Origin of the sequence: Paludibaculum fermentans (assembly GCF_051172195.1) — a bacterium.
Lineage (GTDB): Bacteria > Acidobacteriota > Terriglobia > Bryobacterales > Bryobacteraceae > Paludibaculum > Paludibaculum fermentans_A.
On sequence record NZ_JBPJAQ010000001.1, the window covers coordinates 3,364,609 to 3,390,259 of the forward strand.

The 25,651-nt window shown below is 60.6% G+C and carries 25 protein-coding genes; 4 read left to right on the forward strand and 21 right to left on the reverse strand.

What is annotated here, in order from left to right:
- The 8 genes from murD to ACR9Y2_RS13685 are packed head-to-tail and all read right to left on the reverse strand — an operon-like array spanning nt 1 to nt 9,265.
- The gene (murD, locus tag ACR9Y2_RS13650; RefSeq protein WP_435041880.1) at nt 1-1,314 is read right to left on the reverse strand and encodes a UDP-N-acetylmuramoyl-L-alanine--D-glutamate ligase; all 1,314 of its coding nucleotides are present in this window, start codon (nt 1,312-1,314) and stop codon (nt 1-3) included.
- A gap of 6 nt (nt 1,315-1,320) precedes the next feature.
- Nucleotides 1,321-2,454 carry a phospho-N-acetylmuramoyl-pentapeptide-transferase gene (gene mraY / locus ACR9Y2_RS13655; protein WP_435041881.1) on the reverse strand — a complete coding sequence of 378 codons (1,134 nt, stop codon included), beginning with the start codon at nt 2,452-2,454 and terminating at the stop codon, nt 1,321-1,323.
- A 2-nt stretch (nt 2,455-2,456) separates the two neighbouring features.
- Nucleotides 2,457-3,776, reverse strand: coding sequence for a UDP-N-acetylmuramoyl-tripeptide--D-alanyl-D-alanine ligase (locus ACR9Y2_RS13660; RefSeq protein WP_435041882.1), 1,320 nt, complete (start codon nt 3,774-3,776; stop codon nt 2,457-2,459).
- Complete coding sequence (locus ACR9Y2_RS13665) at nt 3,773-5,269, reverse strand: UDP-N-acetylmuramoyl-L-alanyl-D-glutamate--2,6-diaminopimelate ligase (RefSeq protein WP_435041883.1); 1,497 nt, start codon at nt 5,267-5,269, stop codon at nt 3,773-3,775. The genes ACR9Y2_RS13660 and ACR9Y2_RS13665 overlap by 4 nt, the downstream gene beginning before the upstream one ends.
- Nucleotides 5,266-7,374 carry a penicillin-binding protein gene (locus tag ACR9Y2_RS13670; RefSeq protein ID WP_435041885.1) on the reverse strand — a complete coding sequence of 703 codons (2,109 nt, stop codon included), beginning with the start codon at nt 7,372-7,374 and terminating at the stop codon, nt 5,266-5,268. The genes ACR9Y2_RS13665 and ACR9Y2_RS13670 overlap by 4 nt, the downstream gene beginning before the upstream one ends.
- Nucleotides 7,375-7,404: 30 nt before the next feature.
- Nucleotides 7,405-7,881, reverse strand: a complete 477-nt coding sequence (locus ACR9Y2_RS13675; protein WP_435041886.1) for a hypothetical protein — start codon at nt 7,879-7,881, stop codon at nt 7,405-7,407.
- Nucleotides 7,882-7,915: 34 nt separating this feature from the next.
- Nucleotides 7,916-8,785, reverse strand: coding sequence for a 16S rRNA (cytosine(1402)-N(4))-methyltransferase RsmH (rsmH, locus tag ACR9Y2_RS13680; protein ID WP_435041888.1), 870 nt, complete (start codon nt 8,783-8,785; stop codon nt 7,916-7,918).
- A 6-nt stretch (nt 8,786-8,791) separates the two neighbouring features.
- Nucleotides 8,792-9,265 carry a division/cell wall cluster transcriptional repressor MraZ gene (locus ACR9Y2_RS13685; protein WP_435041889.1) on the reverse strand — a complete coding sequence of 158 codons (474 nt, stop codon included), beginning with the start codon at nt 9,263-9,265 and terminating at the stop codon, nt 8,792-8,794.
- Nucleotides 9,266-9,473: 208 nt separating this feature from the next.
- On the opposite strand from ACR9Y2_RS13685, the gene ACR9Y2_RS13690 reads away from it, so the two are divergent.
- Entirely contained in the window at nt 9,474-10,031 is a 558-nt protein-coding gene (locus tag ACR9Y2_RS13690; protein WP_228486782.1) for an inorganic diphosphatase, read from the forward strand.
- A gap of 6 nt (nt 10,032-10,037) precedes the next feature.
- Here ACR9Y2_RS13690 and ACR9Y2_RS13695 read toward each other — a convergent pair whose 3' ends face one another.
- The 5 genes from ACR9Y2_RS13695 to larA all read right to left on the reverse strand — a co-directional run bounded on the left by ACR9Y2_RS13695 (nt 10,038) and on the right by larA (nt 15,190).
- Entirely contained in the window at nt 10,038-10,955 is a 918-nt protein-coding gene (locus tag ACR9Y2_RS13695; protein WP_435041890.1) for a DUF1848 domain-containing protein, read from the reverse strand.
- Nucleotides 10,956-10,985: 30 nt separating this feature from the next.
- Nucleotides 10,986-11,471, reverse strand: coding sequence for an HIT family protein (locus ACR9Y2_RS13700; protein ID WP_435041891.1), 486 nt, complete (start codon nt 11,469-11,471; stop codon nt 10,986-10,988).
- A gap of 18 nt (nt 11,472-11,489) precedes the next feature.
- Nucleotides 11,490-11,807, reverse strand: coding sequence for an HU family DNA-binding protein (locus tag ACR9Y2_RS13705; RefSeq protein ID WP_435041892.1), 318 nt, complete (start codon nt 11,805-11,807; stop codon nt 11,490-11,492).
- A gap of 40 nt (nt 11,808-11,847) precedes the next feature.
- Nucleotides 11,848-13,611 carry a 30S ribosomal protein S1 gene (locus ACR9Y2_RS13710; RefSeq protein ID WP_435041893.1) on the reverse strand — a complete coding sequence of 588 codons (1,764 nt, stop codon included), beginning with the start codon at nt 13,609-13,611 and terminating at the stop codon, nt 11,848-11,850.
- 283 nt (nt 13,612-13,894) lie between these two features.
- Nucleotides 13,895-15,190, reverse strand: coding sequence for a nickel-dependent lactate racemase (gene larA / locus ACR9Y2_RS13715; protein WP_435041894.1), 1,296 nt, complete (start codon nt 15,188-15,190; stop codon nt 13,895-13,897).
- 285 nt (nt 15,191-15,475) lie between these two features.
- Between larA and ACR9Y2_RS13720 the strand changes: the two genes are divergently transcribed.
- Both ACR9Y2_RS13720 and ACR9Y2_RS13725 read left to right on the forward strand, forming a co-directional pair.
- Entirely contained in the window at nt 15,476-17,047 is a 1,572-nt protein-coding gene (locus ACR9Y2_RS13720) for an N-acyl-D-amino-acid deacylase family protein (protein ID WP_435041895.1), read from the forward strand.
- Nucleotides 17,044-17,865, forward strand: coding sequence for a class I SAM-dependent methyltransferase (locus tag ACR9Y2_RS13725; RefSeq protein WP_435041896.1), 822 nt, complete (start codon nt 17,044-17,046; stop codon nt 17,863-17,865). Before ACR9Y2_RS13720 ends, ACR9Y2_RS13725 begins: the two co-directional genes overlap by 4 nt.
- Before the next feature lie 14 nt (nt 17,866-17,879).
- On the opposite strand, the gene frr is transcribed toward ACR9Y2_RS13725, so the two are convergent.
- The 6 genes from frr to rplM form a co-directional block, all read right to left on the reverse strand.
- Nucleotides 17,880-18,485, reverse strand: a complete 606-nt coding sequence (gene frr / locus ACR9Y2_RS13730; protein ID WP_435041897.1) for a ribosome recycling factor — start codon at nt 18,483-18,485, stop codon at nt 17,880-17,882.
- Nucleotides 18,482-19,201 carry a UMP kinase gene (gene pyrH, locus ACR9Y2_RS13735; RefSeq protein ID WP_435041898.1) on the reverse strand — a complete coding sequence of 240 codons (720 nt, stop codon included), beginning with the start codon at nt 19,199-19,201 and terminating at the stop codon, nt 18,482-18,484. Before pyrH ends, frr begins: the two co-directional genes overlap by 4 nt.
- Before the next feature lie 29 nt (nt 19,202-19,230).
- A complete protein-coding gene (gene tsf, locus ACR9Y2_RS13740) occupies nt 19,231-20,136 on the reverse strand; it encodes a translation elongation factor Ts (RefSeq protein ID WP_435041900.1) in 906 nt (301 codons plus the stop codon).
- A gap of 87 nt (nt 20,137-20,223) precedes the next feature.
- Nucleotides 20,224-21,117 (reverse strand): 30S ribosomal protein S2, encoded by an 894-nt coding sequence (gene rpsB / locus ACR9Y2_RS13745; protein ID WP_435041901.1) that lies wholly within the window; start codon nt 21,115-21,117, stop codon nt 20,224-20,226.
- Between the two features lie 186 nt (nt 21,118-21,303).
- Entirely contained in the window at nt 21,304-21,696 is a 393-nt protein-coding gene (gene rpsI, locus ACR9Y2_RS13750) for a 30S ribosomal protein S9 (protein WP_435041903.1), read from the reverse strand.
- A gap of 26 nt (nt 21,697-21,722) precedes the next feature.
- Nucleotides 21,723-22,157, reverse strand: coding sequence for a 50S ribosomal protein L13 (gene rplM, locus ACR9Y2_RS13755; protein ID WP_435041904.1), 435 nt, complete (start codon nt 22,155-22,157; stop codon nt 21,723-21,725).
- 215 nt (nt 22,158-22,372) lie between these two features.
- On the opposite strand from rplM, the gene ACR9Y2_RS13760 reads away from it, so the two are divergent.
- A complete protein-coding gene (locus tag ACR9Y2_RS13760; protein ID WP_435041905.1) occupies nt 22,373-22,837 on the forward strand; it encodes a DUF3291 domain-containing protein in 465 nt (154 codons plus the stop codon).
- A 7-nt stretch (nt 22,838-22,844) separates the two neighbouring features.
- On the opposite strand, the gene ACR9Y2_RS13765 is transcribed toward ACR9Y2_RS13760, so the two are convergent.
- Together ACR9Y2_RS13765 and ACR9Y2_RS13770 are read right to left on the reverse strand one after the other, a co-directional pair.
- A complete protein-coding gene (locus ACR9Y2_RS13765; protein WP_435041906.1) occupies nt 22,845-24,278 on the reverse strand; it encodes a TIR domain-containing protein in 1,434 nt (477 codons plus the stop codon).
- Nucleotides 24,279-24,289: 11 nt separating this feature from the next.
- Entirely contained in the window at nt 24,290-25,630 is a 1,341-nt protein-coding gene (locus ACR9Y2_RS13770) for an aminotransferase class I/II-fold pyridoxal phosphate-dependent enzyme (RefSeq protein WP_435041907.1), read from the reverse strand.
- Between the last annotated feature and the right edge of the window lie 21 nt (nt 25,631-25,651).

The window sequence follows — 25,651 nt, forward strand, 5'->3', positions numbered from 1 at the left end:
TTAGTTCTCCAACGCGTTGACTATGTGTTTGAAGACTCTGCCTCGTTCTTCGTAGCCGGAAAACTGATCAAAGCTGGCGCATGCCGGTGCCAGCAAAACTGTGTCGCCTGGCTGGGCTTCGCGATGCGCGAGAGCCACCGCCCCGGCCAGGTCGCCGCATTGTTCGATTCGCACACAATCACCGAGGTGATTGGCGATCTTCTCAGCCGCGGCGCCAATCAGCAGGGCCGCTTTCGCACGCTTATGAAGTAGGTCGCGCAAGGTAGTGTAGTCGCTGTTCTTATCCTTGCCCCCGAGGATGACCCACAAGCCCCGTTCGAATGACTCGAGCGCCTTCATTGTGGCGTCAACATTCGTCGCTTTGGAGTCGTTATAGTATTCGGCGCCATTCACCGTCCGCACATACTCAATTCGGTGCTCGACGCCCGGGAACGACATGACGCCCTCACGGATCGACGTGAGCGGGGCGCCGGCCAAATGAGCCACACAGGCCGCCGCCAGGACATTCTCGAGATTGTGGCGTCCGCGGAGCTTCACCTCGGAGACCGCCATGAAAGGGACTCCGTCAGCGGTCAGTTGATCGCCATCGCGATAGAAGCCAGGCTGCACGGCCGCACCGGCGTGGAACCAATGCACATGGGCCGCCGTCAGTTTCGCGTAGGCGACAGTGGGTTCGTTTTCCGCATTGAGAACCGCGAAATCCGAGCTCGTCTGATTGCGAAAAATGCGCGCCTTGGCCGCGGCGTAATTTTCGAAGGACCCGTGCCGGTCCAGGTGGTCCGGTGTGACGTTCAGCGCCGCCGCGATGTGCACATGCAGCGTATCCGTGGTCTCCAACTGGAAGCTGGACAACTCCAGGACATTCCATTTGTCTTCGGCCGAGCTGCTCACCATCGAAGCCAGCGGAGTGCCTATATTGCCGCCCACCTGGCAGGGAATGCCGGCCGTTTCAAGAAGGTGCCCGACCAGCGCGGTCGACGTCGTCTTGCCGTTGGCGCCGGTTATCCCAATAAGCGGTCCGCGAAGAAACCAGGAAGCCGCCTCGACGTCACCGACCACCTTGATGCCCCGTCCCGCCGCCTCTTCAAATAGCGGCCGGGTGGGCGCGACGCCCGGCGAAAGCACAGCCAGATCGCATCCTTCGAGGGCCTCGGGGCCCTGGGGGACGAACTCAACGCCGAGTTCCGGCAGATCCGCCGGAGTCTTCACATCCGATGCCCGCACCACAGCTCCATGGGCCTGGAGTAGTCCGATCGTCGCCAGACCGGATTTGCCCATCCCGAAGACTGTTACGCGTGCTCCCTCAATGTTCATGATTCCTTACCGCAGTTTCAGTGTCGTGAGTGCGAACAAAGCCATCACGAGTCCGGCGATCCAAAACCGGACGACTACTTTCGTCTCGTCCCACCCCATCTTCTCGAAGTGATGGTGGATTGGGGCCATCAGGAACACTCGCTTCCCTCTGGTCTTGAAGCTCACTACCTGGATGACCACGCTCAACAACTCAATGACATACACACCACCGATGAAGATCAGGAGAATCTCCTGCTTGATCAGCACAGAGACGATACCCAGGCTGCCACCCAGGGCCAACGAGCCGACGTCGCCCATGAACACTTCCGCCGGATGAGCGTTGTACCAAAGGAACCCGAGCGATGCTCCAGTGAGAGATGCGCAGAAGATAGTCAGTTCGGCTGTGCCGGAAAGCCGGGTCAAGCCGAGATAGTGCGCGAACTGCGCATGGCCGCTGACATAGCTCAGAATTGTCATGGCTCCGCTGGCAACAATCATCAGCCCCGCGGCCAGCCCATCCAGCCCATCCGTGAGGTTCACTGCGTTCGACGAGCCCACGATGACGAAGAACAGAAAGCCGAAGAAGAACACGAAGGCCAGGGGGTAGGTCCATGGGTTGCCAAGCAATCCCTCAATCAGCAGACTGGGCTTCACGTTCTTGAGGAACGGCACGTTCATAGCCGTGTCATAGAGCCCCTTCGAGTGCAGGACCAGCAGCCAGATGCCCAGGCAGAGCATCATGAGGATCTGCAGCAGCAGCTTCTGCCGTGCCGTCAACCCAAGGTTGCGGGCCTTCTTCACCTTTGCGTAATCGTCGAGGAACCCGATAATCCCGTAACTCACCAGCCCGAACAGAGCGACCCAGACATACGGGTTTCGAAGATTAGTGAAAAGCAGCGTCGGGATGATGACGGAGGTCAGAATCAGGAGGCCGCCCATGGTAGGCGTGCCCGCCTTCTTCTGATGGCTCTCGGGCCCCTCTTCGCGAATGTGCTGCCCGATCTGCAACGACTGCAGCCTGCGGATGAACCAGGGTCCCAACAGGATTGAGAGGAGCAACGCGGTGATACTGGCCGCAAGAGTGCGGAACGTCACGTATCCGAAGAGACGAAACGGCGGGAACTGCGGGAACAGTTGCTCGTACAGCAGCCAGTACAGCATTGTTAGTTGAGAAACTCCTGTAACGCCAGCTCGACACGGGTACCGCGGGAGCCTTTAAACAAGAGAGCGTCGCCACTCTCTGCCAGCGTCTTGACAAAACGGCCTGCGTCCGAGGGTTCGGGAAAAAAATGCGCGGCGCCGGGCGCTAACCCGGCGTCAAGTCCTGCGTCGACCAGATGCCTTGCGGCGCCGCGAATCCCTACAAGCACAGAAATCCCACGCCGGGCCGCGTACATACCCACTTCCCGGTGCAGGTCCTCGGACCAGCGTCCAAGCTCCAGCATCTCACCCAGAACCGCGATGCGCCGCCTGGCTGGAGTGTCGGCCAGCAGGTCGAGCATCATCTTGGCGGCTTCGGGATTCGAGTTATAACAGTCGTCCCAGATCACCATGCCCCGGCTCTCGAGGCGCGCCAGTCGCATCTTCGGAGCCTTCAGCGAGGCGACGGTATCCACCAAACCACTCAGTTCCATCTTCAGGGCTTTCGCCACGGCCAATGCCGCCAGTGCGGCCATCAGGCCACCTCGAGCGGGTAGCGGGCAAAAAAATGAGCCCACGTCCGCGACATCAAACTTCGAGCCCTCCGGGAGGAACTCGAGGTTTGAGGCCCGGACGTGGGCTGCCTCGATGGAAGAAAACTCACTGGTGCCGTAGAAGATCGTTGGCCCCGGGTGCTGCGCCGCAAACGTGCGCACGCGCTCGTCGTCCCCATTCAGAACGGCGATGCCCTCTGGTCCAAGACTCTCCACGAGTTCGCGCTTTGCCAGCGCGATCTGCTCAATCGAACCCAGATTCTCGATATGCGCCGAACCAACGTTCGTCACCACCGCGATGTTTGGTTTGGCGATCCGAGCCAGGTCTGCAATTTCTCCCGCGTGATTCATGCCGATCTCGAGCACGGCGACCTCGGTATCGCCGGCGAGATTCAGAATCGAAAGCGGAAGTCCGATGTGGTTGTTATAGTTGCCGGCTGTCTTCCCGACGCGATATCCGGTCGCTACGACTGTGGCAACCGCGTCCTTCGTCGTTGTCTTGCCGGCGCTGCCGGTGATGGCCACCACGACGCCACCCCATCGTTCGCGTTCGGCAGCGGCGGTCTGCTGGAGCCATGCCAAGGTGTCGGAGACCACCAACTGTGGACCGCTGCCTTCGATGAAGCGCTCCACTACCGCGGCCGCGGCGCCACGTTCGAAGGCGGCCGGGACGTGATCATGACCGTCGTGATTCGGCCCTTTCAGCGCGACAAACAAGGCGCCCGGCTCAATCGCCCGGGTATCGGTGCTGACTGAAGTGCAAGGTGCGCCGGCGACGAGGAGGTTCATGCGCGGGCCTCCGCCTTGGGCACATACCCAAAGCTCTCCAGTACGCGGCGCGCGGAAACGCGGTCATCAAAATCAATTGTGCGGTCGCGTAGCACCTGATAGGTCTCATGGCCCTTACCGGCGAGCAGGACGATGTCCCCCGGACGGGCTTCGGCGATGGCCAGGCGGATTGCCTTCTCGCGGTCGGGTTCCACCACGTGTTTCGTGTCAAAGCGGCGCACGCCCACCAGGGCATCATTGATGATGCTCAGGGGATCTTCACTGCGCGGGTTGTCGCTAGTGACCACCACGAAGTCGCTCATCTCCGCCGCCGCCTGTCCCATGAGCGGGCGTTTGGCCCGGTCCCTGTCGCCGCCACAGCCGAAGAGCGTAATGACACGCTTGGGATTCAGCGCACGCGCCGTGGCGATGGTATTCCGCAGCGCATCATCGGTGTGGGCATAATCCACCACGACCAGGAATGGCTGACCCGCGTCAACCCGCTCAAACCGCCCAGGGACTGCCTTGCAGGACTCCAGGCCCTCGGCGATCTGCTGCGCCGGCAAGCCCAGGCTCAGGCCCACGGCAAATGCGCCCAGCAGGTTGTAGACGTTGATCAATCCACACAGCCTGGACTCGATGTGCTGCCGGCCGCCGGGGTAACGGACGTCGAACCGCAGTCCGTGAAAGCCCGCGTCAATGTTCTCCGCCTTCACATCCGCGTTGTTTTTGAGTCCGTAAGTCAGCCGCTTGGTCTCCGGCTGCAACTGGATCCGCTTGCCCCAGGAATCGTCCGCGTTGATCACCGCGAACTTGGGCGGCGGGCCGCCCGCACCCTGGAACAGCAATACCTTGGCCGCGAAATACTCTTCCATTGTGCCGTGGAAGTCCAGATGATCCCGGGTCAGATTCGTAAACAGTACGGTATGGAACGTCAGTCCGGCCACCCGCCGCAGGGCGAGTGCATGGGATGAGACCTCGAAGGTGAAGTTGGTTCCACCGGCGCGTTTCACCTCGTCCATCAATCGCATCAGGTCGAGTGAGTCCGGCGTCGTATTCACAGCGGGACGTTCCTCGCCGGCCACGCGATAGAGGATAGTGCCGACCATGCCGGTCACCCGTCCTGCGTGCCTCAACATCGAGTCGACGCAGTACACCGTGGTTGTTTTGCCGTTGGTGCCGGTGACACCAACCAGGGCCAGGCTTTCATCCGGAGCACCGTAGAAAAGGCGGCTCATCACCGACAATGCGGCCCGGCCATGCTGCACCTGAATCCACAGCCCGTCGAAATCTTCCGGCTTCGCAAGTTCGGATACGACCCCCAACGCCCCGGCCAGAATCGCCTGCGCTGCGAAGGCCCTGCCGTCTGCCTTGGCGCCGGGAAAGGCGAAGAATAGATAGCCTGGCTTCACGCGGCGTGAGTCGAACTCCAGACCGGTGATATCCAGCCCGTACGCGCCGACGGGTAGGTCGGAAGCGAGCGCAACACCGGCGATGAGATCAGATAGCTTCATTGAGCGGCCGAGAATTCCACCTGGATGTGTTCGCCGTTAGACAGAATCGTCCCGGGTGCCGGCTTCTGGACGCGAGCCTTGCCGCGCCCTACAATCTCCACCGGCAGTCCGCGTGTTGCCGATTCCCGCAGAACCGCGACTACGGGCATGCCGCGGAAGTCCGGCACTTTGGGGCCCACCAGTAAGGGGGAGAATGGCTTGGCGTCCTGCTCCTGGTCAGCTGCCTGCAGCTTCTTCTTTTCCAGCTCTTCCTTCTCTTCTTTCTTCTTGAGCGCCTCGGCCCTGGCGATGCGGTTCTCCGGCAGTTCGTCGGTTTCCGCCGGAGTCAGGGGCTTGGGTTGAATATCCGATTCCGGCCGGTCCTTGGGAACCTGGAGGACTCGCAGCGCGGTTTCCGCCACCTTCGAAAAGACCGGCGCTGCCGCGATGCCGCCCTGTTTCGGTGTCCGGTTCAGGGTCACCACGACAACCACGCGGGGGTTCGTCACAGGCGCAAAACCGATGAACGAGGAGTTGTGGCGATTCTGCCATGCGCCGTTCTCGAAAATTTCGGCCGAGCCCGTCTTGCCACCAGAGGAATAGCCAGGAATGGCGGCCCGGCGCCCAGTGCCCTCTTCCACGACGCTTTCCATGATGCGTCTGATGGTGAATGCCGTCTCCGGACGGATCACCCGGATCGGGTTCTTAAACTCAATCGGGACATTCTGCACACGCCCGTCATCCGTGGGGCGCGACTTCTTGAGGATGAGATGGGGATTCACCAGCAGACCGCCGTTGGCTATGACGGAGACTGCACGGGCCAATTGAATGGCCGTTGCGCCCACTTCATGCCCGAATGCAATGTACTCGTGCGACGCCGGCGACCAGCACCAGCGGTCCTTTGAATCCTTGCACTCCAGGTGGCGCAGCAGGCCCCGCGATTCCGCCGGTAGCTCGATGCCTGTCTTCTCGCCAATACCAAAACGCTTCAGGTAGTCGTAGAGCGTCTTTGGCCCCGAGGCGATCGAAATCTTGGCGACTCCGATATTGGAGCTCTTGATCAGTACGCCGGCGACATCCATGTTGCCCATGCGGTGGAGGTCGTGAATCGGCCGGCGGCCAGGGCGGGGAAATGAGCCGTTTTCGCAGTAAATGCCACTCGTGGGTGTAAACCGTCCCGAATCGATGCCCATGGTGACGGTGATCATCTTCATCACGCTGCCCGGCTCACACGGAATCTGTACGGCGATGTTCTTGTGGCGAGCTTCGGCTTCACCCGCCGTGGGCTGCTCGTGCCTGGGGTCGAAAGTGGGATAGTTGGCCAGGGCCAGCACTTCACCGGTCTGGGGGTCCATCACGATCACTGTTCCGCTGGAAGCCGCTGCTTCCTTGACGCCTTCCGCCAGGAACTCCTCGGCATCGTGCTGGATGACACGGTCGATGGAGAGCGTCAGATTCGTGCCTTGCACGCTCTCTTCGCTCACCCAACTGACATAGCTGTCCTGGCGCGAGCCGGTCAGCACCATCATCTTGCCCGGCTTGCCCTGCATCTCGGTGTTTAGCTTCTGCTCCAGGCCGGCATTGCCGTTGCCCTCAGCATCCAGACTCCCGATAACGTGGGCGCCAGTGAGGCCATTGGGGTACTCCCGCTGGTGGTCCGGCAGGATTTCGATGGGCAGCGTGCGTCGCAGCGGCAGCATGCGGTATTTCTCGTCTTCCGTCAGATGCCGTTTGATCACAAGGAAGCCGCGTCCACGGGCCTTCTTCGCGCCCCGGTCCTGGTATTCAGCAATTGTGTTGGCCAGTTCCGTGGAGTTCAGATCCAGGGCTGGAGCCACGATCGCGCTAAAGAACTGCGGGTCCGCAACCCGCTGCGGATTGACGACCACCGATTCCGTCCGGACGCTAATGGCCAGCGGAGTGCCGGTGCGGTCGAGGATCTCGCCCCGATCCGCCGGAATTCGAATCTTGTGCTGGTGTTGTGCTTTGGCCGCTTTGACGAAATCGTCGTGCTTCAGTACTTGCAGGTAGCCGAGGCGTCCCACAATCAGCACGGCCCAGATGAACACAATGCGGCCAACCAGAATGACACGTTTGGACGCGCGGTCGCCTACCGGATTCTCCATAGCTGCCTCGTGCGGGTGGGATTGAGCCGCTTAGTGGCGGGTGCCCAGTGACGCAACAGCGCCTTTCGACGGGGGCGCGAAGATCACCGCCGCCGCCGTTGGGGTCGAGAAATTGTGCCCGGCATACTGCTCCAACTGGCTGGGGCTGACGAGCGCCGCCTGGCGGCTGCGCAGGACGCGCAATTCGTTCGTCATCCGGTCACGGTCGTGCTTCAACTGTTCCATCCGATGGCTTGCCAGCAGCGTATACCCCCCGGGCAGCAGCATGGCGATCAGCAACAGGCTGGCGGTGAGAACCCCACCGGCCATACCCACACTAGCCAACCAATCCTTCTTGTCCACCAGCCGGACAACCGTCGTGTTGTCGATGGATTTTACGTACAGGTGGATCTCTTCTTTCGGCAAACGGCGCAGCCGAAAGTCCGTAGCATTTCCCCTCCGCGCAGCGGCGCTGGTCATCGCCTTCCCCGCCGCCAGCCAATCAAACAATGCCGCGAGGCTTGTCATGGAATTGAATCTCCCTCTCCTAAACCAAGAACCACTAGTTCATTTCCAGCGCCCGGAGCACTGCACTCCGTGAAGCTGAATTCTTTCTTGTCTCTGCATCACTCGGCCTGACCACGTGCTTGGTCAGGATTCGGGCCCGGCTCTGTCGGCCAAGATCCCGAAATACGGTCTTCACTTTTCTGTCATCAATTGACTGAAAAGCGATCACTACCCAGCGCGCGCCCGGCGCCAAACAACCCGGCACCTGCTCCAGCATTGCGTCCAACTCGCCCGGTTCGTCGTTGACCGCCATCCGTAACGCTTGAAACACCCGCGTAGCCGGATGCAGTTTTCCGGACCGTGGCACGACCGATTCCACGACACCAGCCAGTTGGCCCGTATCCCGGAGCGGCCGTGCTCGGACCAGTGCTCTGGCAATTCGCTCTGCCGGGTGCCTCCTTTCTTCGCCCAGGCTCATGAAGAGCTGGGCAAGTTCTCGTTCGGAAGACCGGTTCAACACGTCGGCGGCCGTGATCTCCTGCCGCCGGTCCATGCGCATGTCCAAGGGAGCCGCCTGCATAAAAGTGAAGCCCCTGTCCGGGGACGTCAATTGCATACGGCTTACGCCCAGGTCCGCAAGAATTCCATCCACCTTCGCAACGCCGACCGCACGCAGCGTCTCCGTCAGCTGGGAGAACGCGCTCTGCCGGAACGTAATCCTGTCCAGGCAGTCCTCGCAGTTCTGCTTCGCCAACTCCAGCGACTCCGCATCGCGATCCATCGAAATCACACGCCCGGTGGTCAGCTGGCGCGCGATCGCTCCGGTATGTCCACTCAGGCCACACGTCAGGTCCGCGTAGGTTCCTTCCGGCCGGATCGCCAGAAACTCCAGCGATTCGCCAAGCATGACTGGAAAATGTCCCATGCCGTCTCACAACCGGAAACCTTTCGCCTTCGCCGCCTTCAAACTTTCTTCGATCTCCGCCAACAGGCGGTCCTGTTCAGCCTTGTGCTGTTCTTCGGAGTAGATGCTGATCACGTCCCCGTCAAACCGCAGGTAAACTGACTTGTCTTCCAGGCCCAACAACTTCCTCAAGGACTGGGGAATCGTGATGCGGCCCTGCGGATCCAAGTCCACGTCGGCCCCGAACATGTCCCCGTACTTCGCCATCGTTTCGAGCAGGGCTGGCTCCTCGCTCAACAGTTCGAGATTGCGTTCGAAACTGCCATTGCTGTAAATTCGAGCCATGCCCTCGTACATCGTGGCGAACAACGTCTTATCTATCAGCGCTTTCAGGTATTCCTGGTACTTCGCTGGCAGCTTCAGGCGCCCCGCTGCGTCGACCCGGGCGGAGTGGAAGCCGCGAGGGTTGCGAGGTGTCAGAACTGCTTCGGCTTGAGCCATTTTGGTCCGAAAACGACTTTTCTGGTCCGAATCGGACCATAGACGTATCCTAAACCCTCGTACTGTGCCACGCAAGTCCTTTTTGAACCTTCAAGCGGAACTTTAAGCTTCTCCTTTTCTTCGCTTTAGGTGATTCGGCCGTACTACCTCCTCCTCATATAGGTGGTGTTGTTGGAGGCGGCCTTCCGGATTTGCTAGTCTGACTCTTGTGTCAATAAAGCTCTACGACCTCGACCCCGGTCCGGAAACGCCCGAACTGGTCCGAATGATCGTTGAAATCCCCAAAAACTCCGCTAACAAGGTGGAGTATGACGGGAACCTCGGGCTGTTCCGGCTGGACCGGACCCTCTACTCGCCAATGCACTACCCCGGAGACTACGGGTTTATCCCCGGCACCCTGGCCGAAGACGGCGACCCGCTCGATGTCCTGACCCTCGTCAATGAACCCAGCTTCACGGGCTGTCTGATCGAGGTCCGGCCGGTGGGTGTGCTGGACATGGTGGACAGGGAAGAGCAGGATCAGAAGATCATTGCGGTGCCTACCAGGAATCCGCGCTATGACCAGATCCACACCATGGACCAGGTTTTCCCCCACGTCCGGCGCGAGCTGGAGCACTTCTTTAGCATTTATAAGGAGTTGGAAGGCCGAGTCGCGACCACTCACGGTTGGGGCGGCCCGCGCGAAGCTCGTCGCTGTATCGTCGAGGCGCGCCAGCGGTATCTCGACTCCAAGGCGACGCCTGAGCCTCTGGCCGAAGGGATCTAGTCCGGGTTAACCCTCAAATAGAGGCAATATCGCCGGTTGGTCCGGCTCCAATGGGATCAGCGCATCGTCGTGCGGGTCGTGGACCTTGTATCTGGCTAGAGCGATAGCCCGATGTCGTACCGCATAGCAGTATGCGCAGCCATGCGGACAAGTATCATAGGCGCCGATATCTCTGGACTCGTGGCACGCGCAACCCGGCCTGTTTCCTTTTAGTGGTACGTCCAAATTGATTCCGGCGATCGCCCCCAGGCGCCTCGCATCCACACACCTCGCCTCGTTCACCTGGCTGGACAAAAACTGAGGCTGGGTACAGATGGTCAACGACATTCCATGGGCTCCGGCTGTGGCGGCGAGTTCTTCCAAAAGAGCTGCTTTGATGGAAGGGTCCGGATCGGACCATTCGAAGCCGTGCCGTTCCGCGGCCGCGTCCAGATTTCTTTCACTCTTCTGGTAGATCGTGGCAAAACTGACAGCCACCTCATCGACGCTCCCCTCCAGCGAGGCCGCGAGTTCTGCAAAGTTCCTGCGGTGGAACTCCAGCGAGGTGACATCGGTGCAAACGATGGGGTCGTACCTCCAGACCGGGCACTTCGGGTGGACCTCGGCGCTGAGTCTTCGGATCTGCTCCACTGCCTTGTGCGGGTCGATTACCGCCGCTTCCAGCGACCTCGGATAGTTTGTCACGGTGAACTGGACGACGAAGGGCCGGCCGAATGCCAGCAATTCATTCAGTCGCGGTAGGCACGGACCGAAGTTCCGGGTCCAGAAAACCAGGCTTGTCACCTTCTCACGGCGCAGATCGATCCGCAGTGACCTGCCCGAGTACGGATTCTTGACTCGACAGTATCCTGCCCGCAGCCGGGCGAAGAACCAATCGCTGTAGAAGGCTGGAATGTCGGTTCGATAGCTGGCAGAGATGATCATGCCATGAGGCCGTAGGGCCCGAAGGAACGGCTATTGGCCGCGAAACGCGGCTGTCAGCCTGCGCCAGGTTTCCGGCAACTCCTCGGGCATAACTCGAGTTTCGCCGATAGTTGTCATGAAGTTGGCATCGCCTGTCCATCTTGGCAGGACATGCATGTGGAGATGCCCAGCCACTCCGGCGCCGGCGCACTCGCCCAGGTTCATGCCGACGTTCAGCCCCTGCGGCCGATAGACAGCCCGCAGGTGGTGCACCGCAGCCCGGGTCAAACTCATCAACTCGGCCGAGGTCGCTTCAGGCACGTCTTCGATGCTGGCGATGTGGGCATAAGGGGCCACCATGAGGTGGCCCGTTGTGTAGGGGTAGAGATTCAAGAGCACAAAGTTGTGCAGTCCACGATGAAGGATGAGGTTCTCTTCGTCACGCTGCTCGCCGGACTTTACGCAGAAGATGCAAGCGTCGGATTGAGAGGCCTTACTCACGTAGCGATAGCGCCAGGGACTCCACAAACGATCCATTTCTGAAGGGAACCGGCTCTACAGTTCTGGAGCCGGCGAGGCGGCAGGCGTTTCCGTGCCCTCGTCGTTCACCAGGTCTTTCAGCTCTTTGCTGGGCTTGAAATACGGAATTCGCTTGGCTGGCACGTCCACCCGGGCGCCGGTCTTCGGGTTCCGGCCCACCCGCGACTGGCGTTGTCGAGTTCGAAAACTGCCAAATCCCCGGATCTCGATTTTGTCGCCGTCGCGCAAAGCCTTCACCACGCTGTCGAAGATGGCTTCGACAATTACTTCTGATTCCTTACGGGTGAATTCCACCACCCTGGAAACTTCTTCAATGAGATCCGCTTTCGTCATGTGTCAGTAATCCTGTCCTCTTCCCGCGCTCAAATCGCTCCTATTCCTGTGAGGCGCCCTCGCTCTTGGGTGGCGTCTCAGACTCCGCCGGAGCTTCCACTTCCGGCTCGGCCGGAGTGAGGGCTTCTTCAATCTGATGCGTTGCCTCGGCCGCCTGGCGCTGGTAGTCTTCCAGTCGCTGGCGCTCCTTCTCCGCTTCCAGACTGACCACAGTCAGCCCAATCCGCTTCTCAGCCTCGTTCATCTTGATGATCTTGAAGCTAAGTTCCTCATTCAAAGGAAGCGGCGGATTCTGTTCCCGCAATTCGGGGGGAATCTCTGTATTGTGGCAAAGTCCTTCCACGCCCGGCGCCAACTCGACGAATACCCCGAAGTTGACCGCGCGCGAGGGCTTCCCTTTCACGATATCGCCAACTACGTGGGATTGGAAGAACGTTTCCCACGCGTCGGGCTGTAATTGCTTGATTCCCAGGGAGAGACGCCGGTTGCCCGAATCGATGTTCAGGATCACCGCCTGGACCACCTGCCCCTTCTTCAGCAACTCGGACGGGTGTTGCACACGCTTCGTCCACGACAGGTCGGAGATATGAACCAACCCGTCGATACCTTCTTCAATCTCTATAAAAGCGCCGAAATCGGAGAGCTTCCTGACTCGTCCCTCAACCACACTGCCGATTGCATAACGAGTGTCGACGGTAGTCCAGGGGTCGGGTTCCAGTTGCTTGATGCCCAGGGAGATGCGCCGTTCCTTCGGCTTCACTTCCAGTACGACACTCTCAACATTGTCGCCCACCCGGACCACCTTGGACGGGTGCTTCATCCGCCGCGACCAGGTCATCTCGGAGATGTGGATCAAACCCTCCACTCCGGGTTCCAATTCCACGAACGAGCCGTAGTCAGTGACGCTGACAACGCGTCCAACTACTTTCATTCCATCGGCATAACGATCGTGGATGGTCTCCCAGGGGTCCGGTTGAACCTGCTTCAGCCCGAGCGAGATCCGTTCCTTCTCGTTATCGAACTTGAGGACCTTAACCGTAATTTCCTGGCCAACCTGGAGCACGCTCGATGGATGAGCCACGCGGCCGTGGGACATGTCGCTGACATGCAGCAGACCGTCTATTCCGCCCAGATCGACAAAAGCCCCATAGTCCGTGAGGTTCTTGACGACGCCTGTGATCAAGTCGCCTTCATGGATGTGGTCGAGAAGCGAGGTCTTGCGGACGGTGAGTTCGTCCTCCATCGCCGCCTTGCGGGAAACCACCACATTGTTCCGGCGGCGGTTTAGCTTGACGACTTTGACGACAATGTCCTGGCCGATGAACGCATCCAGGTTGTGCATCGGGCGCACATCCACCTGGGTGCTCGGCATGAAGGCCACGACGCCGACATCCACGCTGAGGCCGCCCTTGACCCGGCCCAGAACGCGGCCGGACATCATGAGGCTCTCGCGGAACGCCTTCTCCAAAGTGTCCCAGGCTCGAATCCGGCTCGCCCGCTCGTGAGAGAGGGCTATGTAGCCTTCCATCTCGCGGCGGCGATCCACCATCACTTCGATGGTGTCACCCGGCTGAACCACGATCTGTCCGTCTGGTGTGGAAACCTGCTCGAGCGGGACGCACCCCTCCTGCTTCAGGCCGACGTCAACGATGACGCCCTGAGGGGTGATCTGCAGGACGTGACCCATCAACACCTCACCCTCGGCGGGTGGTGCGAGATGGCTGTAATCGTCGAGCAGTTGCTCGTAGCTTTCCTCGCCGCCGGCAGGTATCTCCGCCGGACGGTCGTCCTGGTTGCTGGTCATGCCCCAGTCTCCAAAACCGCCTCAATTCCGCAGTCTGCAACGATCATCGTCCAGGGAAGTAAGCCGCATACCGATAGTTCAACCGCGCTGTCAGCGTATTGGCCCCTCGGATTTCGGCGGATCTTCCGGATCGAACTCGCCACAGGTGCGTGTGCACCCCTCGGCTTCCACACAAACCGTTGAAAGTGCGACACTTCAGAACTATAGCCGAGCCTGGAATGCTTGTCAACCGCGCTCCGGCCGCCGATTTTCCATTTCTCCCGCCACTTAGGCCGTTCAGGAATCAGGCCAACACGGGTTCGGGCTGGGCTGAGAGAGGCCGGGCGAAGACGTATGGCCCCTCCGGGAGAACGGCCACCTGTGCTCCGGAACCCAGTTCAGCGCGGAGTGCTTGCAGCGCACCAGCCGCACTCGGGAACAGTTTGCCCCACACGGTGGGATGGTACTCCGCCGGCAAACCCGGGGTGTACCACCAGACCCGATGCGAGGCAACGACCATGGCCAACTTCTCCAATTGCCATTGGTCGATCGTCACAGGAGTATTCGAAATTGTTTCGAGAAACGCCCGCGGGTCGGGGAACTCTCTCATTAGGCGGGAGAATTCGTGAGCACCGGCGCCTTCGTCACAGGCGGCCATCAGTAGGATGATTCCGCCCGGCTTTACTATATGCGACGCTGCCGTCACCCCTTTCACGCCTTGGTAGAAGGTCAAGTCCAGCGGATAGCCGGCTGCCGAAGTGATGGCCGCGTCCACCCTTTCAGGAATCCATTGGGTCGTGCTGGCACGGACAAATGCGATGCCCTCGGCATGGGCCTGCCTCGGCTCTCCAGCGAAAGCGGCCGCGATCTTCCGTCCCTCCGAAAGCACCACATCGAACACGAAATCATGACCCGCCATTCCAGCGATTTCCAGAAGTTCCTGGTGCAGCGGGTTCTCCTCGATCGACCCCTCGACGGCTCGTGGATGGCGCATGAACCGCGGGCTGTGCAGGTTCTTGATCGTCTCCTGGTAGGCCAGACCCGGGGCGATCAGTTTCCGGCCGCCGGAGAACCCGGCCATCAGGTGCTGCTCGATGAAACCGAGGGTGATTCGGAGGCCGGCGTCAACAAAACGCCGGTCGACGAAGACTGGCGTGCCGGACTTCGTCACGCCCAACTCGCGGTGATCCGCGAGTTCGCGCGCATTGTGATTCACGACAGGATAGCTGGCGGCGATCTCGGGGCCGAGGATCTCGACGATCTCTGACTCTGTCGCCTGCCTGTGCAGCCCGGTCGCAATCAGGATGGTCGTCCGGCTCTTCGGGATGCCGGCCGCTTCCAGCCTTGCCAGCAGCGGCGGCAAGGTGCGGCGGTTCGGGGCGGGCCTGGTGATGTCGCAGACGGAAATCGCGGCGCTGTGTCGGCCTGCCGCCATCTCCCTGATAGGCGGGCAGCCGAAGGGCCGGTCCAGCGCCGCCTCGAGCATCGAGGTCTCATCGGCTGAGGGCTGCGCCCAGCGGGTCTCCAATACACGATAGTTGGGGCCTTCCGGCAGGTCCACGGAGAGGCCGGTCTTGCCGAAGGCGAAATCCGTTCGCATATGTGCAACGTATCACAACATGGATTCACATCCCCTTTGAGCGCCGATTCCTGGAACCGAATCCGGTTTGGCTCGTCAATTGCAATGTAAGGGTCATGATCAATTTATCGGGGGTGCCTATGTTGGTCGGAGGAGTGATTACAGCGTTGCTGATTCTGGGGCTGTTTTTCTCAATGCTCGGCTCGTCGCCTCGCAGCGAGCGCTAGGCCTGTTCAGTCGCCGGTTGGCCGTTTTCGAAACACCCAGTGACCGTTTGGGACACGAAGTCCCGCTACAATAGCCTGCATGGTTCGCGGGCTCATCCTTTGGTTCTTTCTCGCTTCCCCTTCGTTCGCACAGACCTACGATCTGCTCATTCGAAACGCCCACATCGTGGACGGCGCGGGTAGTCCCTGGTTTTTAGGGGATGTGGCTGTGCAGGGCGACCGCATTGCCGCGATGGGCCAGCTTCGGGATGTGTCCGCGAAGTTTACAGTCGATGCCACCGGCTTGACGCTCGCGCCCGGTTTCATCGACACCCATAGTCATGGCCTGCGCGGAATTCAAGCTGCTCCTGCCGCTGAGAATCTCATCCGGCAGGGCGTCACCACAATCATTGAGGGCCCTGATGGCAGTTCACCGCTGCCCATTCGCCCATTCCTCAACCAGATCGCGGGCCACTTGGGCGTGAACTTCGGACTCCTGGTGGGGCATGGCACTATCCGGTCCAAGGTGATGGGTAGCCAGAACCGCCAGGCGACCGCTGCTGAACTGGACCAGATGCGAGCCCTGGCCCGGCAAGCCATGCTCGACGGCGCATTCGGTCTATCCACCGGACTTTTTTACGTGCCCGGGAATTATGCCTCTACCGAAGAAGTCATAGAATTGGGGAAAGTCGTCGGATCCCTCGGTGGACTGCATACCTCCCACATGCGAAATGAGGGCGCACTGGTCCTCGACAGTGTCAAAGAAACCATTCGCATTGGTGAGGAAGGGCACCTCCCGACTCAGGTCACCCACCACAAAATCATCGGCAAGCAGAATTGGGGGCTCAGCCGGGAGACTCTGCGTCTGGTCGAAGAGGCACGGGCGAGAGGGGTTGACGTCACAGTTGATGCATACCCCTATACGGCTTCTTCCACGGGACTCGGAGCGCTCTTTCCGCAGTGGTCCCTCGCGGGCGGAAGCAAGGCGCTGGTGGAACGCTTGGCCGCTCCAGAATCGCGGGCCCGGATTAAGGCGGAAATCATAGATCGGATCCTGAACGACCGTGGGGCCGGAGATCCGGCGAATGTCGTCATTGCCAGCTGTGGGTTCGATTCGTCACTGGCGGGGAAAAGCCTCGCGGACATCGCCCGCGCCCAGGGGCGCGCCGTCAACCCCGAATCCGCCACCGAAGTCGCTATCGAACTCCAATTGAAGGGCAGTTGCTCGGCGATCTACCACGCCATCAGCGAGGAAGATGTTGAGCGCATCCTCCGCTATCCGTTCACCATGATCGTTTCGGATGGGGGTATCCCCGCATTCGGCCTCGATTTGCCCCACCCGCGCAACTACGGCACCTTTGCCCGTATCATGGGCCGCTATGTCAGGGAGAAGAAGGTCCTGCTGCTGGAGGATGCCGTTCACAGGATGAGCGGGTTGCCCGCCCGACGCTTCGGGTTGCAGGATCGCGGCATGATCAGCCCCGGGATGAAGGCCGATCTTGTGCTCTTCGATCCGGCCACTATTACCGACAAATCCGATTACATCCACCCGCACCAGTACTCAGTGGGCGTAGACTCGGTCTGGGTGAATGGGGTGGCGGCAATGCGGCAGGGCAAAATGACAGGAGCGCTGGGCGGTCGGCCATTGTACGGTCCGGCGGTGAAGCAATGATTACAGCCGAGCAGGAACGCGAGTTCTACGACCGGCAGTACCGTCAGTTTCTCGAATTGCCCGATCATGCCCTGCGCATCGACCGGTCGATCCTCGTGGGGAACTGCAGCAACCCGGCTCATCCGTTCTATGAGCGCCGGCGCCTTTACCTGGCATCCATGCAAGCTCTGGAGATGGAACCGTTTCCTGGAAAGCGCGTGTTGGACTACGGCTGCGGACCGGCCGATTTCGGGGTCTGGATGGCCACGGAGAGCGCCGAAGTGACCTTGCTGGACCTCTCTCCCCTGGCCGTGGAACTGGGCCTGAAACGTGCAAAAGCCAGCGGTGCCGCCCGCCGGGTGAAGGGCGTGGCGGCCGATGCATCCACGCTCGATATGTTCGCCGATAATGCTTTCGACCTTGTCTTTGCCTGCGCTTCCCTCCACCACACCCTGAAGTATCCTGGCGCGATGGAGGAACTGGCGCGCATCATGCGGCCCGGTGCGCGGTTGGTGCTATGCGAAACCTGGGGGGGCAATCCGCTGCTGGAGGCGGCGCGTCAATGGCGGGCACGGGTGGAAGGAGAGCTCGAGGAGCAGGGCGAGGATATCATCCTCTCAAGTAAAGAACTGAAGTTGCTGGAAGCCCACTTCGGTGACATCCGCGTCCAGCATCTCAATCTGCTGGCCATGGCCAAGCGGCTGCTGCGCGGCAAGTTCGAGAAGCCATGGGCCCGCGCCGCGGTAACGGTCCTGGAAAAAACAGACCGGGCGGTGATCACCATCTGCCCACCCCTGAAAAACTGGTGTGGGGAAGCGGTGATCACCGCCCGGCGTTAGCTGTCCTGGGGCAGCTACTTCACTTCGAGAATGTCTTTTTCCTTGCCCTTGGACAGTTGATCGATCTTGGCGATATAGGCATCGGTCAACTTCTGGGTTTCCTCATGGCCGCGGCGGTCTTCGTCCTCGCTGATCAGCTTGTCCTTGACCAGCTTCTTGATCGCTTCGTTGGAGTCGCGGCGCACGTTGCGCAGGCGGACACGATGCTCCTCGGCGACATGATGAAGGTGCTTCACCATATCTTTCCTGCGTTCTTCAGTCAGCGTTGGAATTGGTACACGAATCTGCTTGCCGTCGTTCGACGGGTTGAGGCCGAGGTCCGAGCTTCGGATGGCCTTTTCGATGAGGCCCATCTGAGAAACGTCATACGGTTGGATTGTGATGAGAGTGGGCTCGGGCACGTGCAGTGTCGCCACGTGGTTGATCGGCATTTGCGAGCCATAGGCTTCCACCGTGATGCCGTCGAACAGGTTCACCGAGGCTCGCCCGGTGCGCATGCTCGTCATCTCGTGCTGCAGGCCGGCGATGACTTTTTCCATCTTCGCCTTGGCGGAAGCTTCCACTTCTTTCACGTTCTGGAACTGGCCAGACGGAGCTGAGGTTTGTTGTCCAGGTTTCATAGAGCGTTCCCAATAATTGTGCCGACGGGTTCTCCCATCGACATTCGCATTATATTGCCATGCGTGGTGAGGTTGAAGACCACAATCGGCATGTTGTTGTCCCGGCACATCGCAACAGCCGACGCATCCATCACCGCCAGGTTCTTCGCCAGCATTTCACTGTAGGTCACCCGGTCGTATTTCACCGCGTCGGGATGCTTACGCGGGTCCTTGTCGTAGACCCCGTCAACGCCGGTCGCTTTGGCCAGGATCTCGGCGCCGATCTCCAGCGCCCGCAGGGATCCCGCGGAATCGGTGGAAAAGAAAGGATTTGACGTGCCCCCGCCAAAAACGACGATGCGACCCTTCTCCATATGGCGAATGGCCCGGCGGCGAATGTAGGGTTCGGCCACTTGCGGCATCTGAATCGCGGTCATCACCCGTGTCGGCATGCCCTGCTTCTCCAGGGCGTCCTGCAGTGCCAGGCAGTTGATGACAGTGGCCAGCATGCCCATGGAGTCCGCCGTCACACGGTCCATCTGGCGGGCCGCGGCGGCCACCCCCCGAAAGAAGTTGCCCCCACCCAGCACGATGCCCAGCTCAACGCCAGTTCGCGCGACTTCCGCCACTTCTCCCGCCAGGGCGCGTACGCGCTCCGCGTCTATACCAAAGCTGGCGCCGCCGGCCAGCACCTCTCCGCTTAATTTGAGCAGGATTCGCTTATACCGGGGCGCCATCTTCGTTTGCTCCATGATGCCGGTGAAACTTACTCGGCGGCGGGCTCTTCTGCTACCGCAGTTTCGCCAACCTTGAACCGCACGTAAGCCGCCACGGCGATCTCGTCACCCAACTGCTTACCCTTGTCGGCGAGCAACTGTGAGATGGTGACCGAATTTTCCTTGATGAAGGGCTGATCCAACAGGCAGACTTCCTCGTAGAACTTCGACATGCGGCCTTCCACCACCTTGTCGACGATCTTTTCCGGTTTGCCTTCCGCCAGGGCGCGCGCCCGCTGGATTTCTTTTTCCTTCGCGATGTACTCGGCCGTGACTTCCTCGCGAGTGAGAAACTTCGGGTCGGCGGCCGCTACCTGCATGGCAATGTCCTGAATCAGTTCCTTGAATTCAGGCCGTTCCAGGGTGGCGGGATTCTTGGCCGTGACGTCCACCAGGACCACCAGCTTCGAACCAGGGTGGGTGTAGCTGCCCAGGGCGCCGGCGGCCGGATGGAGCACGAAACGCGGAACGTTCATGTTCTCACCGACTTTGGCGATCTTTTCCTTCAGCAGCGACTCCACAGTCAAAGCAGGGCTCGAGGCGGAAGGCAGGGCCTTCAACGCTTCGGCGTCCACTGGCTTGTGCGTGAGGATGATCTGCTTGACTTCCTCGACCAGGGACTTGAAATCGTCGGTCTTGGCAACGAAGTCGGTTTCGCAGTTAACTTCGACCAGCAGTCCGAGGTTCACTTCGGGGCTGATATGGAGGCCAATCAGGCCTTCCTTCGCGGTGCGCGATGCCTTCTTGGCGGCCGTGGCCAAGCCGCGCTTCCGCAGGATGACTTGCGCTTCGTTAAAGTCGCCGTTGGCTTCGACCAGGGCCTTCTTGCATTCCATCATGCCCGCGCCGGTCATTTCACGGAGCTGTTTGACTAGTTGCGCAGTGATTTCTGCCATGGGGATATATCTTTCAGATCAGTTCAAGCTGGGAGCGGATGATTGGACGCGGCCCGGCTACAGCAGGCCGCGTCCGGATTGAATGGGTTAGTTGCTGGCCGGAGTTTCGGCCGCGACTTCGGCGGCAGGCTCGGCTGACTTCTTCGGCAGGGACGTGCTGGGCAGGTCCAGATCCGAGATGCCTTCCGTGAGCACATCCTCGTTCAGCCTGGGGTCCACATAGTGCGCAAACTGCGACATGTCTTCCACCGGGCCATCCTCGGTCACGATTTCCTTCGGCGTGAAGTCCTGCTCGCTGGCCAGGGAGCGTCCCTCGACCATCGCGTCCGCGATCTTGTTCGCGAACAGGCGGATGGCGCGCAGGGCGTCGTCATTGCCGGGGATCGGATGATCCACCATGTCGGGATCGCAATTGGTGTCCACGACGGCGACAACCGGAATACCGAGCTTGCGGGCTTCCTTGACTGCGATGTCTTCTTTGTTCGAGTCGATGACGAAGAGCATGTCCGGCAGGCCGTCCATGTCCTTGATGCCGGCGAGGTTCGACATCAGATTCTTGCGCTCGCGCTCCATCTGGATCAATTCCTTCTTGGTGCGCCGCTCTCCGCTGCCTTCGTCGAGAATCGCCTCGAGTTCTTTCAGCCGCTTGATCGACTGCTTGACCGTGACGAAGTTCGTCAGCAGGCCGCCCAGCCAGCGGTTGTTCACGTAATACATGCCACAGCGCGTGGCTTCTTCCAGAATGGCTTCCTGCGCCTGGCGCTTGGTGCCGACGAAAAGAATCGTCTTTCCCATGGCCGCCTGCTCGCCGACAAAACGCATCGCGTCCTTGAACAGCTTCAAGGTCTTCTGGAGGTCGATAATGTAGATCCCGTTGCGTTCGCCGAAGATATATTCCTTCATCTTCGGATTCCAGCGCTTGGTCTGGTGCCCGAAGTGAACGCCCGCTTCGAGCAATTCTTTCATTGAAATCGAGGGCAAGGTTGCTCCTTCATTGGTTCACCTGTGATGAACCGTGCTATCCGGTCGGGTTTCCGGGGGGTTGACGCAAGACCAGCCGCTCCATACCCACCGGCGCCCAAAGCGAAATTTGCCGGTGGAGGAGCGGCTGGCCAGAAGACAGAAATTCGTACAGAAGTCCGAACGAAGCCGCCCGAGAGGAGCGAACTAGCGCTTGGAGAACTGGAAGCGGGCCCGGGCGCCCTTCAAACCGTACTTGCCGCGCTCATGCTCGCGTGCATCGCGAGTGAGAAAGCCAGCACCCTTGAGCTTGCCGCGCAGCTCGAGGTTGAACTCGATCAACGCACGTGCGATGCCCAAACGGACCGCGCCAGCCTGACCGATCACGCCGCCGCCGGTCGCGTTCACGAGAACGTCGAACTTGTCGGCGGTCTCAGTGGCCGCCATCGGCTGACGCACCAGCGAACGGCTGGTGTATGTGGTGAAGTACTCGTCCAAAGGCTTGCCGTTCACGGTCATTTTGCCCGTGCCCGGACGCAGGAAGACGCGGGCTACGGCGCGTTTCCGCCGGCCGGTTCCAAGATACTGAAGCAGTGCCATTCTAATCTGTTCTCCGTCGATTGAGCCTACTTGCCGGAGGCAAGCGCGGTGGGCTGCTGGGCCTCGTGGGGGTGCTTTTCGCCGGCATAGACCTTGAGCTTGCGATACATCTGCTTGCCCATCTTCGTCTTCGGCAGCATGCCCTTGATGGCATCTTCCACCAACCGGATCGGCCGTGTGGCGCGCACCTTGTCGGCGCGGGTCTCCGTCAGACCGCCCGGGTAACCCGAGTGCCGACGGTAGAGCTTCTGTGATTCCTTGTTGCCGGTCAGGATGGCCTTATCGGCGTTAATAACGATGACGTGGTCGCCAGTGTCCAGGAAAGGAACATAAGTCGGCTTATGCTTCCCCATCAGGATTTTGGCGGCCTTGCTGGCGACCCGTCCCAGAGCTGCCTCGCTGGCATCGAGCACGAACCAGCAGCGCGTGATCTCGCTCTTGGACGGAAATTCGGTCTTCATAGACAGACGATCTCCGTTTGCGAACTACAAAACTTTAGTCTACGGATCCCAGTGGAAGTGTGTCAATCCGGACAGGCCAAGCCTATTCAGACCAGGCGCACACGATGACCGGGCAGGCGCAGTCAGACCAAACTAGTATAGCAGGGTAGCGGGGAAACGGTAAATCCTTACCTCGCCAGGGCAGTTTCGGGGCGGTTGCCCCTCATAATTGCAAAATGGACTTCCACCTCGCGCAGATCAACATCGCCCGTCTGGTCGCCCCGATCGATGATCCCCGCATCTCCGATTTCGTCCGCCAACTGGACGAAATCAACACTCTCGCCGAGTCTTCGCCCGGATTTGTCTGGAGGCTGAAAGTCGACTCAGGCAACGCCACCGGAATTGCCTACTCCGACGACCCGTTCGTCATGGTGAATATGTCCGTCTGGACTTCGATCGAGGCATTGCGGGAATACACCTACAACTCGCGCCACGTGGAAGTCTTTCGGGACCGCGCCCGGTGGTTCGAACGCATGGAGCTTCCCCATTACTGCCTTTGGTGGGTCCCGGCGGGTCATGTACCCACGGTGGCTGAAGCGCGGGAGCGTCTCGAACACTACCAGAGCCACGGCGCCACGCAGCACTCCTTCTGGTTCTCGCAGCGCTTCGCCCAACCCGCCGCCGAACAATCTCCGGCCTAAAGCCCTCTCAGAACAGCGACATCTGCTCGCCGCCCTCCGCCGGCCGGTAGATGTCGCCGCGATCATCCTGGAACCAGGACAGCTCCCACTCGCAGTCCTTCACCACCTGCTGGTCGCCGCGTGTTCTCGCTGCTTCCAGCAACCGATTCATCAGCAGGGCGGACTCCATCCTTCGCCGTTCGGACGACAGGAACAGGAACGCGCGCCGGGTGAGTTGTACAGCCACCGCCCAGTCCTGGCGGACCGCCCATTCGAGCGCCGCATCCAGTTCCGCGATCATTTTGCGCACCAGCAGCGGCTGATCCCGCCAGTCGAGATAGAACTCGCTAAGTGCCTCCGCGTGCCGCCAGCGCAGGGTTTCCTCCGGCTCCAGGGACACCCCGCCTGCCAGACGGAAAACGGTTCCGCCAGAATCCAGGGCGTCGAGCAATCCGCGACTCACCAGCCATCCGGCTGCGGCAACCGCTTCCGTACCGGGCAATTGCGCAATTCTCGCGGCCAGTTCCAGGGAAAACCCATCGCCCCGGCACAGCGTGATCGCTCGCCACAAGCGTTCTGCCTCTTCTTCCATTGAGGCCGGCCGGTTGCCGGCTTTGCACGACGTCATCTTTATCAGGGCTGGGCCTTCCTGCCGGGTCGTGATGAGCACGGAGCCCAAACCCTCCGGAGGGGCCATCAACGGCGTCGCACCCCGAACGTCATCCAGCACAACCAACACCCGGTGCGACCGCAACGTCTCGCCCACGCTGGCGAGCAGGCTTTCCGGGGTTCCCTCCGCGGCAATACCCAGTTGCCAGGCGATTTCGCCGGCCACCAGCGACGTGGGCCGGTCGCCGCAACTGATCCAGACCACATCGCGGAAGTGCGCGCCGGCGCGCCGCGCGAACTCCTGCGCCAGCCAGGTCTTCCCGCTGCCCGCCGTCTTTCCACCGATCACCGCAGTTCCGCAGCGATCCACCAGGGCATCCCATAACTTCGCCAATTCTTCGTCCCGGCTGGTGAAGCCAGGCAGCGGCGCCAGGGAGAACGGTGTCACGGCATCGCGCGGATGCAGGCTGACCACCCAGCGTTCCAGCGCACGCAGCATTTCCAGTGGGTCTTCACTCCACCGGAAAAAACGCCGCCGTTCCAGGATCGCCGGGTGGGGGCAGTCCTCAGCCAGCACGCAGGCCACGGGTGGATCCTCGTTGCTTTCCACATGCGCCAATAGTGCCGCCCAGTCGGAACGGGAGGCGCGCTCCGGGACGGCCTGTTTCGAAAGCAGCAGCAGGATCGCGTCGTTCCCCACTCCGCCATCCCAGGCTTCGGCGACGGTTGGTCCAACGGACGGCCCCAGTTCTTCCAAAGTCACCCGGCATTCCGCTCCGCCTTCCAATCTACGCGCAAGCGTCTGCGCAAGCGCCCGGTCCCCAGGGGCGTAACACAGGAATAAATTGAGCACAGTCTCTTATCCTAACCGGGACAAACCACCTGCTGCGAGCTTCTGGCGTACTCCGCCGCTTCGCGCATCATGCTGAGTGCTTCTACGATGCGAGGCGCGTGTTCGAAGCCGTACGACAGCCTCAACTGTCGTCTGCCTTGCAGGGCCAGATCACCGCCCGGGTGCACACAATATTCGCCGGGGATGTACAGCACCCGCACCCGTTTGGAACCCGCCAGTTGGTCCACCTCGGCTGTGCCGGTAGTCCTGGTGAGAAATTGGAAGAAGGCTGAGCGGGGATGGGTCTCTACATCCCGAAAAGTCAGGTAGAAGTAGAAGCCGGCGCTGCCGCCGCGGCATTCCTCAATCTGGGCGCCCAGATGCTTCTCGATGCCTGCCCGCACCGCCAGGGCCTTCTGCCGGTACCCCGCATTGACGGTCCGCAACTGCTCGTCGATCTTATGATCCAGCAGATAGCTCGCCATCTCCTGCACAAACAGAGGCGCGCTGAACCCTGTGTCGCTCGTCTTCTGCACCAGCGCGTTCATCAGCGGTCCGTCCGGACCCAGGATGTAGCCGATGCGTAGCGCCGGCGCCAGGATTTTCGACAGAGTCCCGATCTCAAAGGCTATGCCGGAACTGTCCAAGGGCAAGACTGATTCGAAGGCCTCCACCGCGGGATCGTGCAGCAGTAACTCGTACGCTAGGTCGTAGATGATCGGAATCCTGCGCTCCTGGGCCGCCGAAAGCTCCTCCGCGACCTGCAACAGGGCGCGCCTTCTCCGGTTGGACAGCAAGGTGCACGTCGGGTTGTTCACCGTGACGAAGTAGAAGAACGAAATACGATCCGCTTTGGGACCCAGGCCGTCCAGCTTCGCCCGCAACAGATCCAGCGAAGGACCCTCGGCGTCTTCCGGCACGGTCACCACTTCAAACCCGCGCCGCTCCAGCGCCTCGGCGTAAATGTAGTACATCGGATCCGAGGTGACGACAATGCCCTGCGGCAACACCTCGCCCAGCGCGTCGAGAATGCTGGTAGCGCCGCACGCGCCAATCGCCAGCCGCTTGTCCGCGAGGCTGGTTTCCGTCAGTCCGCCCACTCGGTGTCCGGTCAGGAAGTTGCGCAGCGACGTGATCAGATTGGCCGAGCCGGCCGGACTCCCGTAGTTGAACGCCTGACGGTATCTGGCGCCGTTCGTGGCAACCGCCTCCATGGCCTCGCGCAGTCCTGCCACCGGGATGGTCTGCTCATTCACATAGCCGACGCCGAGGTTGATGTCGATACCGTCGCGGAAGTCGTGCGAGAACTCAGCCATCATCCGGCTCACCGGAGCCGGGCTGGTCGAGGCCTGCCCGTAGGAAGAAAGTCGCATTTGCTTTCATCCTACCCGCTT